Below are 17,590 nucleotides of genomic sequence, written 5' to 3'. Positions count from 1 at the left end.
GATGCACGATTTTACGGGATAACACCACCCAACGTGCCCTATTAAGGCATTGGGCTCCTCATATAGCCTACACGGCTTACCAGGTATTTACATGTATATTCAGTTCCACTATCGGGTGCTTGTTAAGAAGCATCCTGTACCGCCTTCTGTCAGATAAGCCCTCTGGCTGCGGCTTGTTGCATATTCCGGCGTATCCGGACGGCGAATCTGGACACTATTCCTGAAACATGCGGACAGTAAAACCAATTAAAACATATGGCGCACTAAAATCTTTTTTATGGGATTTAGTTAGTTATTGCTTTTTCTCTAATTTTCGGATTTATGGCTTTACCTGTCTTCAGTAGACACATAGAGTCCCAATTTTCTAACAAATTCATAGCGTAGCAGAATTATGCTAATCATCCTCCATTTATATCCTCTCAACAACTTAATCATCGCCACATTGCATTACTATTTTGCTAACCACAGTACCGTTAATATAAAATGACATTATGATGTTTTTTCTGGTATCGTGATAGTAATAACAAGAATTATACGAACCCCATTTTACCTCTGGATAGGTATTTAGTAGTGTTTGAACTGAATCACCGACTTTAAACCCCTCGCCAGTTGCCACAGAGCCAACTGTTGTTGAAACGCTGGCTACTCCGGCAGTGCCATCATTACGCACACGTAAAACTACTTTTAGCCCACCATTATAGTCATAATCTAGATATTTAAGCTGCCCGTTGCGATAAGAACGTTCTCTTACTGAGGTGGGTTCCCCCCAAATCTGAACAACTTTGTCACCACTATCCCAAATTTTAAGCCACCCAAGTTCGCAATTGATATTGGCACTTACAGTAATCGCAACATTTACCAATATCAAACATGCTAGAAAGATAATTCTTTTCGAAAAATACATGCCTAATCACCTTTCTCATTTTAAATTTTATTAATAATCAATACCGCCAAAATGTTTGTTACTCACCTAATTCCAGCGAATGTTTTGAAATTTAACGTATCTTTATCAAATAAAACTCGTAGCCTTTATTGTACCACTGAAAAGTCGTAAAAAAACTGACCTCGTTTTGCATTATCTGTATATCGATTACTTAGTTAGTTCACCGGTAAATATCTTATCCCCATTAACGCTAAAGACCTCAAATTTCATTGCAATATTTCCAGGCGTAATTGTATAAAGATACTCCTGAGCATCGTATATACTTTTTTTTCTAAATAATAGACGTCCATTATCAAGCTTTTCGTCCGAAACACTCCAACCACCTTGCACAGTTACCTTAGGGTGACCATATATTACTTCAATCTTGATGTTTCCTTTATTGGATTTTCTTCCTATCTTCTCACTCCATATTCCAAGAAAAGGTTTGATATCCTCGTAAACCACTTTATAATGAGGACTGATCGTTTATTAGCAACTGTTTATCTAGTGCGGTATTAGCTAGTCGTTTCCTTGCATACTCAATTCTAATTATCTCTATTGGTTTAGCATATTGTGGGTTAGAATACTTCAATACATTCTGATATGCTTCATTAGCTTCAGCTAGACGACCCAAAATTTCAAAAAGCCGAGCATTAGCGAAAAAATAAATTGTAGGATTCGATCCGCCTTTTAACATAGCTTCATTATCAGCAATGTTTTTCTGAACCGTCTTTTCATAACTTGGATCCAGTTCAATTAATTTTTTTCTATCGGGGAGTGCTAAATCCCATTGGTCCAGCAGTTCGTAAATAGTGCCTCTAATTTTATACGGTTCAGTCATATATGGTGCTAATTCAATAACACGACTACAGTCTGCAATCGCCCGCTCTATACCTTGCCGATTAGCATCAGGGTTAAATGCAAGTTGTGCCTCGCTTCCTCGCGATAATAATGCCCTATTTAGTAATGCCCAAACATCGTTAGAGTTAAGTTCAATTGCACGATTAGTATCAATTCTAGCTTCATTCATTTTGCCTAAATCATAAAAAGTAGCTCCTCTATTGCGATAAGCGTCAGAATAGTTCGGTTCCAACGAGATAGCATTACTATAGTCAGTCAAAGCCAATTCGTATTGCTTTTTTTCATTATAGGAATTTCCACGAAAGAGATAAGCTGCAGCAGATTGCGGATTAAGTTCTAACGATTTAGAAAAAGCTTCAATAGCATTGTCATATTCGTCTTTACAATAATACTCGTAGCCTTTGTTATACCACTGAGAAGCTGTGAATTTTACTTCGTTTTGCACTATCTGCTTTTCAATTACTACTTTCTTATCTGATGTAATACCAGCCATTTTCTTCCGAAGATCTTCAATTTCATTTTGCAGTTTTGTATTTTCATCTCGTATTCTATTATACTCACCAGCTATCTGCCGCTCATTAAGACGGTTCTTTAAAGCCAAAACATTTGATGTATCAACTATGGAACGTATTTTTACCCAACATTTTATCGACATCCCATCCGGAGCAACAGTTCGCCGCTGGTCTAGTACACTTGTCTGAATAACACCTGCTGCAATGGAGAATACTTCATCCTTAGTTAACCTCATGTTATTTACCTGTGAAAAGCTTTCTATATACGTGCCTGCTTGTTCTATTGCTACCCTCTTAGCTTCAGCTATGGCCCTCTCCTGCGCAACACTGGGCGTCTCGCCATCACCCATAGTATAAGTCCCTTCGGCAATAATTTCCTTAGTTTCAGCATAAGCAGATGACACAGAAACTAAAGTAACTAATACCACAGCCAACAGAATTAACTTCTTGACAAAAAACATTTCTACTTTTCCTCCCCGAGTCAACTATTTGAGTTCTACACTATGCAAGCGAATTACTTGCTTCCAGGTTTGTGCCATGGGTATATTCCAAAAATTCTAATCTCATTTTAGACGTTAAAACGTCACTATGGTTATGCTAACCCTATTTTATCCACCCTCGTCTTTTAGCATATTCTTCAGGTATTACAACCATCCCTGGAGTGAAATACTTTTTTGTTGGATCGTAATTTTCCACTTTACATATTGTAAAATTCTAATAAACTAAACAATCTTTGGTCCTTTATATAAGATTGCATTTCCTGCAAGTTTATCTACAATTAGAAAAAATTCCGTTTTTACTGCCTACAAAAATTATAACTTTGTCATCTTTCACTATATCGACAGTGTGATACATCAACTTTATTAACCCATTTCTATGTTACACTTTTGTATTGATTGTTTTAAAGAATTCAGTTAAGCATCGTTGAATAGCCTCCATGTTTGAACGATATTTCTCTCCTCCTCGATCGCCAACCGGAGTAAGTGCCCCATCCGTGGCTTTGCCCTCGGCCACAAAGACGCCAGTATATAAATACACGTTTCTTTGCACATCAAAAACCTTTATATTGGCGATTAAATAAGAACGATAGTTAGTTCCCCACATGCTTGTTCCTAATTCCTCACCATCTTTAATAAAGTTGGCTTTAACAATAATCAACTTGTCATAGCCATTTTCCTTGCCAAACTGCCGCCATTTTTCCTGGCTGACTTCAGTATATTGCAACTTGCGCCGTTCCTGGTAAAATTGATTTTCGAAAAACTTATTGGCATAATGGTAAGAAATTTCCAAAGGAACAACTTTGTTTGGTGCCGTAACTATTCCCGATTTTTCAAAGAACTTTTGAATCGCCAAAAGCCCTTTTGTATTTCCCATCATATACATACCATGATAATCTGGAAAATTTTCCAGATAAGGCCCACTGTCAGTCATACCTAGATCACTGCCCTGTTCTTTCGGATCAGCAACTATAAGTACCGCCAAATCGTTAAAATTGCCTCTAGGTGACAACGTAAAAATCCTTTCCGTACTCTTTTCCATATTGCGCAAAAAGCCATCCACTTCCACCTCTGCTTTGATTTTTACTTTTAATTCTATGCCACTTCCAATCAAAGTCCGGTTGACATCCAACACCTGAACTTCCATTAAGCCGGCTGCCATGGAGGTAACCATATCTTCCATGACGACAAAATTTTTTACCTCCGTTCGGCTGGCCACATAAACTCCAGCTTGTTCTACGGCATTACGCTTTGCCCGCTGCAAAGCGACGGAATAGGCATAATCCTGCGCTTCGTTTTCACCCATTTGATAAACGCCTTCTGCAATAACCTCTTTTGTTTTGGCCAAACTAACATTGGGAATGGTCAAAATCTCAAAACATAAAACCAGTGAAAACAACATACGTGCCCAAGTCTTCAAGTTAACACCCTCCCTGACAGCTTTGAAAATATTTATTTTGGTCATCACATTACATCAGGATTTGATTTTCTCAATCATTTATGTTCACCAGAATATTTTACATAAAAAGGTATATTGCCTGTCAGCTTAAAGCTATCCAGCAATTTTACCTGATCCTGATCACGCAAGATGCCATAAACAACCATATATCAGCCAGGAGAAAGATTAGACCAATCTGAGGAATAGGCCATAACCGGCTTTAACCCTAAGGCACGGTGTTTCTTCACTTCGTTTTGTGCTACCTCATAGTCTTTGGTACATAATCCTATAACAAAATATCCAGGGAAAACTTCACCGCTATCGATATATTTGTCTTTTTTAAATTGCCCGGCAAGCAAAAATCCATCACTGACCAAAGTTCCAAATCCTTCCTTATCCCCGGCAATAAAATCCCCAATATAATGGTTGGATGCAGTAATTAACTCTCCTTTACCACTAAATTGGCCCAAACTCCAATTACCACTATATCGTAAACCCTGCCAGTTCAGCGTTCCGTAACCGTGCCTATAGCCATTTTCCATATAGCCTTCGTATGTCCCAAGCAGCGCTCCACTGTGTGAAAAAAACTGTTGAGTTCCATATCCATTGACTTGATTCCTATTATTTCCTAAACCATTCCAGGAAAATATTATATTTTCGCTCTCAAAAGCTGTAGAAAAATAGGAGAAACCCTCTTTACTATAAATCCATCCCGAACTTGCAGAACATACTACTGTATTAAAGATAAATAAGATTCCCAGCAATAAAAGTTTTATATGCCTGTCGAATACTAGCAGTCTTTTCATTTCTTCTGACATCCTCCAATCTACGAGGAATTAAACACGACTTATACGTCAAACTTTAAAAAAAGACACTTGTTTACAGTTTATTATCGAACTACGCGTCCTGCCCGCCAATCATCCAACGAATAGTAGCTGTTCCTGGGATTTGTATGGTTGTAGAAAAGTATTTCATCCATATCTCTGCGAACGAGGAACCGATGCCAAACATTAACCGAAACCTTACCTTCGGATCCAACATACATATAATAATAATTGCGTCTATATTGATCACTATCATTCGGGTTTGGGTGCCTTTCAATATATATTTTATATCGCTCCCCACTCCGCTCTTTGAACTGTTTAACCTCCGGCACAGTCTCCTCCAGATATCTGGTTAGAAGTGCCTCTTGAGTTAAAAATCCTACTATTCCATCTGCGTCTAGTGCATTATTAAGCTGAAAATTTATGATTGCCTGATTGGTTCTTTCTGTTGCAAGATTACCGTCCACTACACAATCGTAACCAAGCCGAGTTAATATTTTTTGTATACCGACGGTATCAATAACTAGTTGGTTTGAAGCTGGTGCTGCATAAGTAATTGTGCTTAATAACAAAACAAATATAGGAAGCATTAACATAACTCGCAAAAACTTCACCTTCATCATCCTTCCAATTTTAGTTCCTCACAAGGCTCAATAAATTGATATGCTATGAAAAGTTCTTTAGTCATCGCCAAATTCCATTACTATTTTGCTGACCGTATTACCGATAACATAAAATGACATAATGATGTTTTTCCTTGTATCAGTGTAGTAATAGTAAGAATTATTCGAAGCTCGTTTTAACTCTGGATAGGTATTAAGTAATGTTTGAACTGAATCGCCGACTTTAATGCCCTCACCAGTAGGTACAGAATTAACCGTTGTTAAGACAAGGGCTACCGCAGTGGAGCCATCATTACGGACAAGTAAAACTATTTGTAGCCCACCATTATAGTCATAATCTCGATATTTAAGTTGGCCGTTATGATAAGAACGTTCTTTTACCGAGGTGGGTTCCCCCCAAATCTGAACTACTTTGTCACCACTATCCCAAATTTTAAGCCACCCCAATTCACAATTGATATTGGCACTTACAGTAATCGCAGCATTTACCAATATCAAACATGCTATAAAGATAATTCTTTTCGAAAAATGCATACCTAATCACCTTTCTCATTTTAAGATTTAAAGCATCTTTATCAAATACAGTATAAAGTAATTATAATTAATAAATTCATACTCTTATATTGCATTCTCATTATAATTACATTATAAAATCTCTCTAATTCCCATACCATCCATAAGTTCATCATTTTAGATCTTTCTCTTGAATAGCTTAGAAGCACCGGTTCATAGTAAAACCACTCTCTTATCATTAAAATAAGAAAGTGGTTTTACTATATAGAACTTAAGTTCTAAACTCACCATTCATTAATTTATTATTATAACTTTTTACAGCCAGTGCACCCCAAATCATACAAACTGGATGAGTTAGCAAGAGTCCAAACCCAAGTGTCACAATCGCAACAATCACTTCCACAATAAGCATAATGATTGCGCCCATAATAGTCGAATAAAACATGCCAATGGAACCAAAAAGAAATGTAAGCATTAAAGATAGACCCATGCTTTTGGGGGAAAGAGCTACTATAGTCCTCACATTTGTATCTGAATTGACTTCAGACATTAACACATTCCTCCTAATTCTATCAATCTTTTCATTTCAAGTTAACTTCCTAACCTTCCAACAACATTATTTTTCATAAGGAATTGTAGTAACATACGCAAGAATATTCCTTTCAATTACTCTGACCAGATTTATGGCTTCTTGTACTACCTATCCTCCCTTATACATTTTTATCCACATAGGCTGATCATTATATCCTATTTAGTTACAAAACTTTTAAATTCCTGCCATTATGTTACAAACTAAATAAAAATTTCAAATTATTATAAATATAGATTGATCATTACCATTAGTATTGGGATTATTTCCCAATACTAATTAGAAAATCCTTAGGCAAACCGCTACCTGTCAATACTCTATACCTTTTTGCATACTACCGGTATGCAGGATTTCCCCAATTATTTATCACCGTATTTACTTCCGAATCAATGTACTTAACATAAGTTAAAAAAGTTCCTAAACTTGAACTTTGAGAGCTATAAGACATACAATTGAATAGCAATCTATCCACCAAGTACGTCAATGCGCTGTTGGGCATATCTAATATTTTGTGAGTATTTCGGCGGTGCACAGTTAATGAACTGCTTATAGGCTTCCACAGCATCATGAAATCGATTTAGCTGCTCACAGGCTAACGCTTTATTCAAGTAAGCTTCTATATACTGAGGATTGATTGATATAGCCTGATCAAAATGGGTAATGGCTTGCCTGAACTGCCCTTTGCGGGCATATACTATACCACAATTACTATAAGCTTCTGCATATTGAGGATCAAGTACCAGGGCTTTGGTAAAATTGTCGATGGCTTTTTCATACTGCCCCATGTCACGATATGCATTTCCCCGGTTATTATAAGCCGATGTAAGCTCGTGGTTTATGAGCAATGCTCGATTAAATTCAACAATCGCCTGTTCATATTGCCCTTTGCAATAATATACAAGCCCCTGATTGTTATAAGCTTCTGCATATTGGGGGTTGTAAGCCAGCGCCTGTGAGTAATCCACATAAGCCTGATCATAATTCCCCTTACGAGCATATGCGATACCACGGTTATTGTAAGCTTCTGCATATTGTGGATTAATCAGCAAAGATTGATTAAAATCAGCAATCGCCAAGTCGTACTGTCTCTTATCAAGGTAAGCAACACCACGGTTATTGTAAACATATTCATGTTGTAAGTTGAGAACCAGTGTATGGTTATAGTCAACAATGGCTCTGTCGTACTGACCTTTTCTGACATATGCATTGCCGCGGTTGGTGTATAGTTGTGAATCTTGAGGATCAATAGCCGCAGCGTGATTATAATCGGCAAGAGCCAGATCATACTGCTTCTGTTCCATATAGGCATTGCCACGATTATTATAGGCCGCTGCATACTGTGGATTATTGGCTATTGCTTGAGTGTAGGCATTTATCACTGCCTCCAAATTCTTTTGATTGGAAGTCAGACCTTGTTCAAACCATTGGCGGGCAATAAACATCCTTTCATTCCGCGCTATCCGCTGTTCAACTATTTTTTGTTGTTGCTCAGCTTTTGTAATCGCATATTCCTGTTTAAGCAGCAAATTTTCTTTTTCTAGCCGAGAAAAGTCTTCTTGCAACTTTTTAAAGTCTTCGTTATATCGCTTAAAACCCGATCTTTCTTGCAGACTCTGACGCAATGAATCTATATCGTCCGGATTTACGGTAGCCGCAATTGTAACGGTATATAGGGTATCGACAGGCTCAATCAGACGCCGCTCACATTTTTTGCTGACAACTTTGACAATGCCTCTGGCAAGTAACCCAACTTCATCATGGGAAAGTCTAAGATTATTAGTTCGGCTATAGCTTTCAACATAAACGCCAGATTGTTCAGCAACAGCACCAAGAGCACGGTGAAATGCCCGTTCTTGGGCAACAATTGGTGTTTCACCTTCACCCATGGTATATTCGCCGACAGCAATAAGCGTATTGCCTTCAGCTATTGTAGTATAAGGAGTGAACAATGTTATCATTAAAAGGCCAAAACTCAGACGAAACCATTTGCTATTCCAAATGAGCGAAATCTTACAAAGCAATAAACATCACTCTCCCCAACACCACTATTTGTTCTCATACCATACTGTAGCAAATTGACCTTTTTCATCAATATTAATTTTCCAAACATATTGCCTGATAATATACCGAGAAATATCATTCACCGGTACACTAAATGAATGACTAGGAATATTTATCCCTTGATAAGAAATAGGCCCCACTATATATGTACCCGCACCGGGACACATAATATATACCGGGTTATTCCCAAAAGTACTATAGTTGGTTATATTGCCTTCAGGATCAGTGCAAGTAAATCTAACTACACCAAGCAATGGTTCCATTCCACCCTCTGAATCTCTTCTAAGCCAAAGTTTAATCTGTGTCCCTGTATGGGTATCTTGCTGCACCTGGTTGCCAACAGACTTAATTTCTTCTTGTATCTCGTTATTTTCTTTCTCAAGACTTTCAACAGTTCCCTGAAAGTTTATATATTCAGTTAAAGAATTATTCTTCTGCATGTTCTGACGCAAAACCTCAATATTGGCTGTATCTACCTTAGCAGTAATTTTGACAACATATAGTATCCCGCCCGGGTCAAGAAACCGGCGCTCATATTGCTTATCAGTAACTTCAACAATGCCACGGGCTAATATTTTTATTTCTTCCTTGGTAAGTATAAGATTATGTGTTTGGCCATAGCTTTCGACATAGATGCCTGCTTGCTCAGAAGCCGAATCTACAGCTCTAGCAAGCGCGTGTTCTTTAGCAAGAGAAGCTGTTTCACCTTCACCCATAGTGTATTCACCAGTTGCGGCAATGAGTTTCGTTTCAGCCTGAACTGGTAGCGGCATAATCATAACACATAGAAGAAGGAGTATAGTAAAAGCAAATAACATAGATACATTCGAAAAGTATATTAATCGAAACTGCAAACATGAACCTCCTTTTTAGCCTACCGCTCCGTTATTAGTAGTTATATCTCAACTTTGTCTATCTTAAAAAATTTTTTCAAGCAGTCTAAAACTATATATAACGACTAAAGAGCTTTAAATCATAGAATAAAGTCGATCAATAGTTGCTACTGTTTTTTATTAACTTCTTCGATGAAAGTTTGAACACGACTGCTAATTTTCCGAACAAAAGAATAAAACATTATCAACACAAGAACATTTGAGTCCTCCCCTGAATTCTTCAAGGAAGAAGCAAGGGGACGCAAAATCCGCTTCGCAACAACACTTGATTTTATGCTTTCTGGAGGGGGACCGGGGTCTGGTACAACACAAGAAAATGTACGTCCCGGTGCTTCCTTTATGCCTTACCCTGAATTGCAGTAAACACCTGTCACCTTCTGGCACTTATCAATACGTTCACACCTCAATAGCAGAGAAACAAAACAACCGTCACCTCGTATCCTTCAACAGCAACCAAACTTTCGCCTTGTCTTCCATTGTCCCCGTGAGTCACAATTTCGATAATCGGCAACACAACTCAGCAAAATTTCGCTGTCAAACGGAAGAACGAAATCGCTCCCGCGATGGCTTATTTACAGTTCAGCCTGGATAAGATAAAATTGTAATGTACACATTTATAATTTGAGAAAACGTCGAAATAAGTCGAAAAAGATTGAAATTCCATAGCTGGGCAGCCCGCGACTTCATTCTTCTGAGGCAATCAAAAATTTTGCGCGTAGATAGTTTTGTGGCTCAACTGGCAGCCGGGAGCTGTTAATTGAGCCTTTTTGCGCGCAAAACTTCCGATTGAAGTACCAGTAGGTAAGGGGCATCCTCGCACGCATTTTGCGCCGTTCGGACTCCCTTTTCCCCTGATTCACACACGGCGTGAAACTTTCGCTTCACCGCGCGTTCCATCAATATTTTATGGTTAGTCAACAACAACTTTTCTCTCATCCTGTTAAGCTTTTTCTCCGATTTTACAGGTAATTTCGGATGTACCGCAGTCCAGTGGATTCTTTCATGACACGTTTTACAAACACTCGCTAAATTTGGGACACGGTTAAGGTCTTTCAAAGACAAAGATGGTCGAATGCGGTGAAATTCCACATTTTCACTCCCAAGCTTTACTTTGCACACTCTACATGTCCCTTTATCCCGGTTAAATGCATACGCACAATTTAAATGATACTCAAAGTTATACCCTAAACCGTTTGTTTGACTCGCAATTTTGCTCGCGTTGAGCAATTTGTCTTGGCGAAATAATCCCTTGGTCTTTCCTGTCCGTTGTTGATACCTCTCGCGCCCTTCCTGCGTGTATGGAGTTTCCTCTTGGTTTTTCAGTTTGGTTTTTCGCCATTTGCAAAAGGCCAGAGAGGTAAGTCCAATTTTCTGTCCGTTTACTTCTAGCATCGGTATTTTTGTTGTATATTGACTATGCACCGATGATAAATTGTCAGTCTGATTCGCAGGAATCGACCGACCACCAATTTTCTTCATTTCACGGCGGGCAAGGTACATAAGATTCCAAGAATGTTTGTTTATATCCGTTGTGATTTGAGTCGCCTTGTCATAGTAATTGATGATTCCCCGAATTTGACTGTTTAGCAGATGGATGTGCTTTATTGTCTGTTCTGGCGTCCCTTGTTTACTTATCTGCCGTATGGGTTCGCGTAGGCTGTTTATTTTGTCTTTAAGCCGTAAGGGATTGGGTCTTGTTTTTGTCTTGTATCCTTTACGCGCCTTAGCGAACTTAATGACCTTGAAGGTAAACCCCAGGAATTCTATTGGTTTTTTCCTGACGTTCGTGATTCTTGTTTTTTCTTCTGATAGTGCCAGTTTATATTTGGACATAAATTCTGTCTGTAGGCGGAATTTCCACTTTTCTGCATTGGTTTTTGTGTTGGTGACAAGTACCCAGTCATCCGCATAGCGGATAACATACGCCGGTTTTAGTGCGCTACGCTCCCGTAAGGCTTGTAACTTACCATCCTTTCGCGTGTATGCATACCGGGTTTTCTTTTCTTCCCAGGCATTGGCAACTGACCAGTCGAATCGATTTAAATACACATTTGCCAGTAGCGGCGATATGATTCCGCCTTGCGCGGCTCCCATTAGATTTCGCTTAACTTCGCCCATAATTCCGGCTTTAAGCATTTGTTTAATTATCATCAAGACTCGTTTGTCCCTGATACCCATATGCCAAAGTTGTTTGATCAGCCGGGTATGATTTATGGTATCGAAATAAGCTTTTATATCTCCCTCGACGATCCAGTGGTATCCAGTTTTATGGACGATGTCTGCTATTCTTTCCAAAGCCATATGTGTGTCTCGGTAGGGTCGAAATCCATAAGAATGACTATAGAACTGAGCCTCGAGGATTGGTTCTATGACGATGCGAACACATTCTTGGATAATGCGGTCTGTAACAGCGGGTATTCCCAGCGGTCGAAGGCTTATTTTTCCCGGTTTGGGGATGTACACTCTGCGTATCATCCGAGGTTGGTACTGGCTAAAATGTTTCTGGATTGTATCGATAACTTGCTCATAGGGTAATTCAAGGATTTGCCGCATGGTTTCGTTATCGGTTCCCGGCGTGTCAGCTCCACGGTTTGCTTTAATATTGTGGACTGCGGTTTGTATGGTAACCCCTGATATGATGATTTCCAGCAGACCGTTATGTTTTATAGCTTTTCTATCTTTTTTTGCTTTCTGGGTCTTTGTATACAACTGGTCAAGGTATTGATACAGTTCCTTTTCGTCGGCAGGAACTTTTAGGACGGGATAGTTAGATTGTTGTTCCAAGCATCAGCCTCCTCGTTTTCGATTTGGCCAGCTGGTTTCATGTCAGGTATGGCTCCACGCCTTCCCTAGCAGGTTGTGTTGACTTTCATATAAATATTGACTATGCCCCTTCACTCCATGGACATTACTCCATTTCATCATTACTACGGGCTGCCGCCCTCCAGATACAACGGGCATTTCCTCCCATTTCGAGTCATCTGCTTTTATCTGCATTAGCATTCTCGTCCGAAGTTCCACTGTTTCTTACATTCTAGCTTTACATAGTGACTTTAACCTCTTCCTTTGGCCCGCCAATCATCTTTTTGACCATTATCGGCGGTCGTAAGACTCCAAACCTCATTGGGTTATCATTGGGTTTGGAACAGGAATGAAAAAAGGAATTTCCATTCCTGCGCTTGGACTCCACGAAGGGAGTAAATACCTTCAGTTAGGTATCTTGTTCTTTACGGGTCGTACATACGGAAGTTCCTGATGAGTAGGCATGATCACTTTATAGCCCCCGACTACTTCGCTAACCACTTCACAGGTCTGCTTTTCGCCGTCTTCACCGAGCTTCGTACCTCAGCAGGATAATCTACTTAAGTCACGTCGGAGTATTAGGGATGGTCTGCCGATATTCAGTCCATAGCAGGTAATGCTCCTGCCAATTTGAATGTAAAATTCGCTTTATGCGCCTGGTTTTATTGCTCATTTCTGCACAGGTTGTCCAGGAACAGTGCGCACCCTTTGAGAAGAACGAAATCGCTCACGCGATGGCCTTGGTAGTCTCCCGTAAATAAAAATTTCATGAAAAATGTAAAAAGTACGCCCTTTTGTGGTATTGTTTAATCGCCAAACCAAACAAACCAGAAAGGAGGAACGTACTTTTTACTTTATGATTATACCATGTCTTAAGATTGAAATACATACGTTTTTTAACACAGCTAGAGCTCCTCCTGATGCCATGAATTGGCTTCACAAAACCCAAAAAATCAGGAGGTAGTATGTCTATGCAACAATATAAACAAGAGATTGAGCTATACTTTGAACTTAAAGGAACTCCGGAATCTTCACGAGAATCCTATTTGCGAAGAATCTTTGCCTTCATCAATTATATGCAAAATCAACACAAATGCATGGAAAACGTTACAGATAGTGATATCCAACAATATATCCTCTATCTCAAAAAGGAAAAGGGTCTGTCAGCTGGAACCATCAATTGTTACATTTCTGCTGTCAAATTCTTTCATACCTGCATCATAGGTAAAGAGTGGAACCCCTTAAAAATTCCCCGGATGAAAAGAATACGTAAATTTCCAGTCATCCCACCTAAACAAGATGTACTGGCAATATTAAATAAAGCTGCGAATCTAAAGCATAAAGCTATTTTAGCATTACTATACGGTAGTGGCCTCAGGGTCAGCGAAGTAGCTAAATTGAAGATTTGTGATATTTGTAGTAAAAGTATGCGCGTACGGGTAGAAAACGCCAAACATAATACAAATCGATACACCATCTTATCAGAACTGGCCCTTGATGTATTGCGAAAATACTTCCGGGCATATTTTTCAAGCTACCAAATGGACGATTGGTTGTTTCCAGGACAACACAAAGGTGAGCACATTAACGTTAAGTCCATCAAAAATACCATCATTAAGCTGCGCAACCAGTTGCAAATGGACCAGAATATTTCTGCCCATACGCTTCGGCACTGTTTTGCTACACATACATTAGAAGATGGGGTCGATCCCGTGTTTATCCAGCAAATGCTGGGGCATAAAAATCTTCAGACTACAATGACGTACCTGCATATGACATCGAAAAGCCTTATGGGCATTAAGAGTCCTCTTGATACTGGAAACAGCAACCCCAAATGACTACTGTACAGGATGTTTTCCTTAAGTTTTATCCCCAGTATGAACAAAGCTATGCTCCATATATACAACAAGCCAAAGCCGTTAGTGACATCATGCGCTGCAGGACAGCAGCTTTAGGTGGTCATACGTTTGAATGCGAAGAATGTGGCCATATAGTTGTTCGTTACAATTCATGCCGGAATCGGCACTGCCCTTTGTGTCAGGGTATTAATAAGGCAGTTTGGGTAGACGCAAGAAGCAAAGATATCCTCACTGCCCCTTACTTCCATGTTGTGTTTACCTTACCATCACAGCTTCAGCCATTGGTTTATCAAAACCAGGAATTGCTTTATGGCTTGTTGTATAAAGCGGTAGCCCAAACCTTGGCGGAACTTTCCCAAGATACCAAATATCTTGGTGCACAGATCGGCTTTTTTTCCTTGCTGCATACCTGGGGACAAGATTTGCACTATCATCCGCACATCCATACTGTGGTATTGGCAGGTGGACTAACCAAAAACAATCAATGGCGAAACAGCAGCAAGAAGTTCTTCATTCCAGTAAAGGTGTTAGCTAAAAAGTTTCGAGGTAAATTTCTTCACCACATCAAGCAATACTACCGCCAAAACTTGCTGATGTTTTATGGAGATGCCCAGAAATATCAACAGCCAAAATGTTTCCGGGATTTACTCAAACAGTGTTATGCCAAAAACTGGTACATTTACTCTAAAAAGACTTTTTCCGGACCACTCGCTGTTGTCCGATATTTGGGGAGGTACACGCACCGGATAGCCTTATCCAATACGCGCATTGTCGCCATGGATGAACATACGGTGACAATTACCGTAAGAGACTCTAACGACAACAACCAGACAAAAACGCTAACGCTCAGTGGCGTTGAATTCATCCGGCGATTTTTACTGCATGTACTTCCCAAAGGTTTTGTCAAAATCAGGCATTATGGACTCCTTGCCAACCGAAACAAAAAGACCAAGCTGGAACTAAGCAGAAAACTAACGTTAAGTCCAACCTACAAACCAAAATTTGAAGGTCTTACAACTGTTGAGATTCTATGCATTCTTGTAGGCCGGGATGTAACGAGGTGTCCTGTATGTGGAAAAGGTAAATTACAGGCAAGCTATTCGTTACCCAAAGAGGCATCGCCTTAATAGTTGCAAAAATTGAATAGATACTGCCAAGACCCGTTTGTGGGGAGGGGGAAGGTATGTCCAATCAAGACAAATGAAGCCCAATTTATTACAAATCAGCAAAGTAAAGCACAAAAAAATGTACGAAAACAGAAAAAATTAACGATCAAAAACCAAGAGAAAAAGATTGAAATTCCATAGCTGGGCAGCCCGCGACTTCATTCTTCTGAGGCAATCAAAAATTTTGCGCGTAGATAGTTTTGTGGCTCAACTGGCAGCCGGGAGCTGTTAATTGAGCCTTTTTGCGCGCAAAACTTCCGATTGATACCTTCAGTAGAGTAGAGGCCTACCTCACGGCGGCCCCCTCTCAGAACCGGACGGGCCCAATTAAGGCATCCGGCTCTTCCACAGCATTCACTTACAGTTAGCCATACATATCTACATAGATTCTTGCCTCGGCAATTGCGAATCGCTCCTCAATCTTTGCAAACCCATCCCAGTTCACGCTCTTCTTCTGGCTCCTGCGGTTGAGGACCTTAAACAGTTTTCGCCGTACGAAATACCGGAATGCTTTGATTCGCTGCAGGTTGCCGGTAATCCCGTAATAGCGAAAATGGCCAATTAGTTTGGCATTTAGCTGCTTGATTAAGTCCCCAAGCTCGGTATGCATATTCTTGCGGACCCATTCTGCGAGGACTTTTAGCTTCACAATGAATTTCTTCTTGCTTGTTTTCCGCTTGACGCTGTAGTTCCCAGGCTTGCCTTTGCTACAGTAATGGCTGAACCCGAGAAAGTCAAAGGTCTCCGGTTTGCCATCGCCTCGTCTGGCTCGTCTTTCTTCGGCAAATCGGCCAAATTCGAGTATCTTCGTTTTCTCTTGGGCAATCTCAAGGTTGAATTTCCCTAGTCTGTCTATTAGTTTCCTATAGAAGGCTTCTGCGTCGTCTTTGTATTGAAAGAAGCAAACAAAGTCGTCGGCATACCGGATGATATGGGCTTCGCCTCTGCTTTCACGCTTTATGTTCAGAGTGAACCATAAGTCGAGTACATAGTGCAGATAGACGTTTGCAAGCGTTGCAGACACGACCCCGCCCTGCGGCGTTCCTGTATCTGTCTCGTATTCTACGCCTTCTTCCATAACGCCCGCCTTGAGAATCCGGCTTATCAGCCGCAAAAGGTTAGGGTCTTGTATGCGTTCTTGCAGACACCGCATCATCCACCCGTGGTCGACGTTGTCAAAGAATCCCTTAATGTCCGCGTCTACCACATAGCTGACCTTCTTCGTCTCAATAATTCTGCCGACTTCTTTTAGCGCATCATGGCAGCTTCTTCCCGGCCTGAATCCATAGGAACAGTCGAGAAATTCTGTTTCGTAGATGACTGTTAGAATTTCGTTAAGGGCTTTCTGCACCACTTTATCCTCGTAGGACGGAATACCTAGCGGACGCATCTTGCCGTTTCCTTTTGGGATATAGACTCGCTTGACAGGTTGTGGTTTATACGCTTGCCGTTTCATTCTTCCCAGAAGATCGTTGATGTTTTCTTCTAGCTGCTTGCCATATTCCTCTTTGCTCATTCCGTCTACGCCTAGGGCTTTACCTGCTTTTAGCGCCTGATGAGCGGCTTTCAGGCTTTCTTCGTCAATAGCATGAATCAGGGTTTGCAATTTGACTTTTGGTCGCTGTTTGGCTAATTCGGCTATCCTTGTTAGTTTAGTTCCCAATGGTTTCTCTGCCTCCAGTGCAGCATTGTTTCCCTTTTCAAGGTCACTGCTTCGTAGCGCCCTTCCCTCCGCAGGCATTACCCTGCATCCTCAGTATTATAGCGCATTCCGACTCCCTGCCGTCTATTTGGCCTCCTCGTCTTCGACTTGTCCGCCATACTCTCGTTAGAGGGCGGCAGGGTCTCCCAAGTTCACACAGAGTAATGATGTGTAGCATGCCAAGACCTTTGACCCCGGGGAGCTGAATTTAGCTCGCCTTTTATCGCTAAACTCAGTGTTGTCTTCTGCTGGTTCTAAGGCATCGACCTACCCATTTGGGGATTTCGGGGCTCTACATCTTCAGCTCTCGCTTTCGGCCTACTACCTT

14 protein-coding genes are annotated in these 17,590 nt (G+C 40.4%); 2 read left to right on the top strand and 12 right to left on the bottom strand.

The window, feature by feature from the left end:
• Nucleotides 1-427 precede the first annotated feature (427 nt).
• The 11 genes from AC1ECB_RS25390 to ltrA (AC1ECB_RS25340) all read right to left on the bottom strand — a co-directional run bounded on the left by AC1ECB_RS25390 (nt 428) and on the right by ltrA (AC1ECB_RS25340) (nt 12,517).
• Complete coding sequence (locus AC1ECB_RS25390) at nt 428-904, bottom strand: hypothetical protein (protein WP_485666395.1); 477 nt, start codon at nt 902-904, stop codon at nt 428-430.
• A 186-nt stretch (nt 905-1,090) separates the two neighbouring features.
• Complete coding sequence (locus AC1ECB_RS25385; protein WP_485666394.1) at nt 1,091-1,387, bottom strand: hypothetical protein; 297 nt, start codon at nt 1,385-1,387, stop codon at nt 1,091-1,093.
• 1 nt (nt 1,388) lies between these two features.
• Nucleotides 1,389-2,756, bottom strand: a complete 1,368-nt coding sequence (locus AC1ECB_RS25380; protein WP_485666393.1) for a tetratricopeptide repeat protein — start codon at nt 2,754-2,756, stop codon at nt 1,389-1,391.
• A 418-nt stretch (nt 2,757-3,174) separates the two neighbouring features.
• Nucleotides 3,175-4,212 carry a hypothetical protein gene (locus tag AC1ECB_RS25375; protein ID WP_485666392.1) on the bottom strand — a complete coding sequence of 346 codons (1,038 nt, stop codon included), beginning with the start codon at nt 4,210-4,212 and terminating at the stop codon, nt 3,175-3,177.
• 188 nt (nt 4,213-4,400) lie between these two features.
• Entirely contained in the window at nt 4,401-5,048 is a 648-nt protein-coding gene (locus AC1ECB_RS25370; protein ID WP_485666391.1) for a hypothetical protein, read from the bottom strand.
• A gap of 71 nt (nt 5,049-5,119) precedes the next feature.
• Entirely contained in the window at nt 5,120-5,668 is a 549-nt protein-coding gene (locus tag AC1ECB_RS25365) for a peptidoglycan-binding domain-containing protein (protein WP_485666390.1), read from the bottom strand.
• Nucleotides 5,669-5,734: 66 nt separating this feature from the next.
• The gene (locus tag AC1ECB_RS25360) at nt 5,735-6,211 is read right to left on the bottom strand and encodes a hypothetical protein (RefSeq protein ID WP_485666389.1); all 477 of its coding nucleotides are present in this window, start codon (nt 6,209-6,211) and stop codon (nt 5,735-5,737) included.
• Nucleotides 6,212-6,461: 250 nt separating this feature from the next.
• Entirely contained in the window at nt 6,462-6,740 is a 279-nt protein-coding gene (locus AC1ECB_RS25355; RefSeq protein WP_485666388.1) for a hypothetical protein, read from the bottom strand.
• 503 nt (nt 6,741-7,243) lie between these two features.
• Entirely contained in the window at nt 7,244-8,800 is a 1,557-nt protein-coding gene (locus AC1ECB_RS25350; RefSeq protein ID WP_485666387.1) for a tetratricopeptide repeat protein, read from the bottom strand.
• 24 nt (nt 8,801-8,824) lie between these two features.
• A complete protein-coding gene (locus tag AC1ECB_RS25345) occupies nt 8,825-9,694 on the bottom strand; it encodes a hypothetical protein (RefSeq protein ID WP_485666386.1) in 870 nt (289 codons plus the stop codon).
• Nucleotides 9,695-10,486: 792 nt separating this feature from the next.
• Nucleotides 10,487-12,517 carry a group II intron reverse transcriptase/maturase gene (ltrA, locus tag AC1ECB_RS25340; protein WP_485664615.1) on the bottom strand — a complete coding sequence of 677 codons (2,031 nt, stop codon included), beginning with the start codon at nt 12,515-12,517 and terminating at the stop codon, nt 10,487-10,489.
• 983 nt (nt 12,518-13,500) lie between these two features.
• Here ltrA (AC1ECB_RS25340) and AC1ECB_RS25335 point away from each other — a divergent pair.
• Both AC1ECB_RS25335 and AC1ECB_RS25330 read left to right on the top strand, forming a co-directional pair.
• Nucleotides 13,501-14,373, top strand: a complete 873-nt coding sequence (locus AC1ECB_RS25335) for a tyrosine-type recombinase/integrase (RefSeq protein ID WP_485665399.1) — start codon at nt 13,501-13,503, stop codon at nt 14,371-14,373.
• Nucleotides 14,370-15,521 (top strand): IS91 family transposase, encoded by a 1,152-nt coding sequence (locus tag AC1ECB_RS25330; protein WP_485665747.1) that lies wholly within the window; start codon nt 14,370-14,372, stop codon nt 15,519-15,521. The genes AC1ECB_RS25335 and AC1ECB_RS25330 overlap by 4 nt, the downstream gene beginning before the upstream one ends.
• A 403-nt stretch (nt 15,522-15,924) precedes the next feature.
• Here the strand turns inward: AC1ECB_RS25330 and ltrA (AC1ECB_RS25325) are convergent, their stop codons facing one another.
• The gene (ltrA, locus tag AC1ECB_RS25325) at nt 15,925-17,301 is read right to left on the bottom strand and encodes a group II intron reverse transcriptase/maturase (protein WP_485664894.1); all 1,377 of its coding nucleotides are present in this window, start codon (nt 17,299-17,301) and stop codon (nt 15,925-15,927) included.
• Between the last annotated feature and the right edge of the window lie 289 nt (nt 17,302-17,590).

This window comes from Sporomusa sp. 246TCP1, assembly GCF_057319775.1.
Note: the sequence above shows the minus strand (reverse complement) of the source record. Positions and strands in the feature narration are given on the sequence as shown.

Bases quoted from the DNA above. Each gene is read 5' to 3' on its own strand.
- AC1ECB_RS25330 (WP_485665747.1), top strand. From the start codon at position 14,370: ATGACTACTGTACAGGATGTTTTCCTTAAGTTTTATCCCCAGTATGAA.
- AC1ECB_RS25335 (WP_485665399.1), top strand. From the start codon at position 13,501: ATGTCTATGCAACAATATAAACAAGAGATTGAGCTATACTTTGAACTT.
- AC1ECB_RS25360 (WP_485666389.1), bottom strand. From the start codon at position 6,211: ATGCATTTTTCGAAAAGAATTATCTTTATAGCATGTTTGATATTGGTA.
- AC1ECB_RS25355 (WP_485666388.1), bottom strand. From the start codon at position 6,740: ATGTCTGAAGTCAATTCAGATACAAATGTGAGGACTATAGTAGCTCTT.
- ltrA (WP_485664894.1), bottom strand. From the start codon at position 17,301: ATGCCTGCGGAGGGAAGGGCGCTACGAAGCAGTGACCTTGAAAAGGGA.
- AC1ECB_RS25380 (WP_485666393.1), bottom strand. From the start codon at position 2,756: ATGTTTTTTGTCAAGAAGTTAATTCTGTTGGCTGTGGTATTAGTTACT.
- AC1ECB_RS25370 (WP_485666391.1), bottom strand. From the start codon at position 5,048: ATGTCAGAAGAAATGAAAAGACTGCTAGTATTCGACAGGCATATAAAA.
- AC1ECB_RS25390 (WP_485666395.1), bottom strand. From the start codon at position 904: ATGTATTTTTCGAAAAGAATTATCTTTCTAGCATGTTTGATATTGGTA.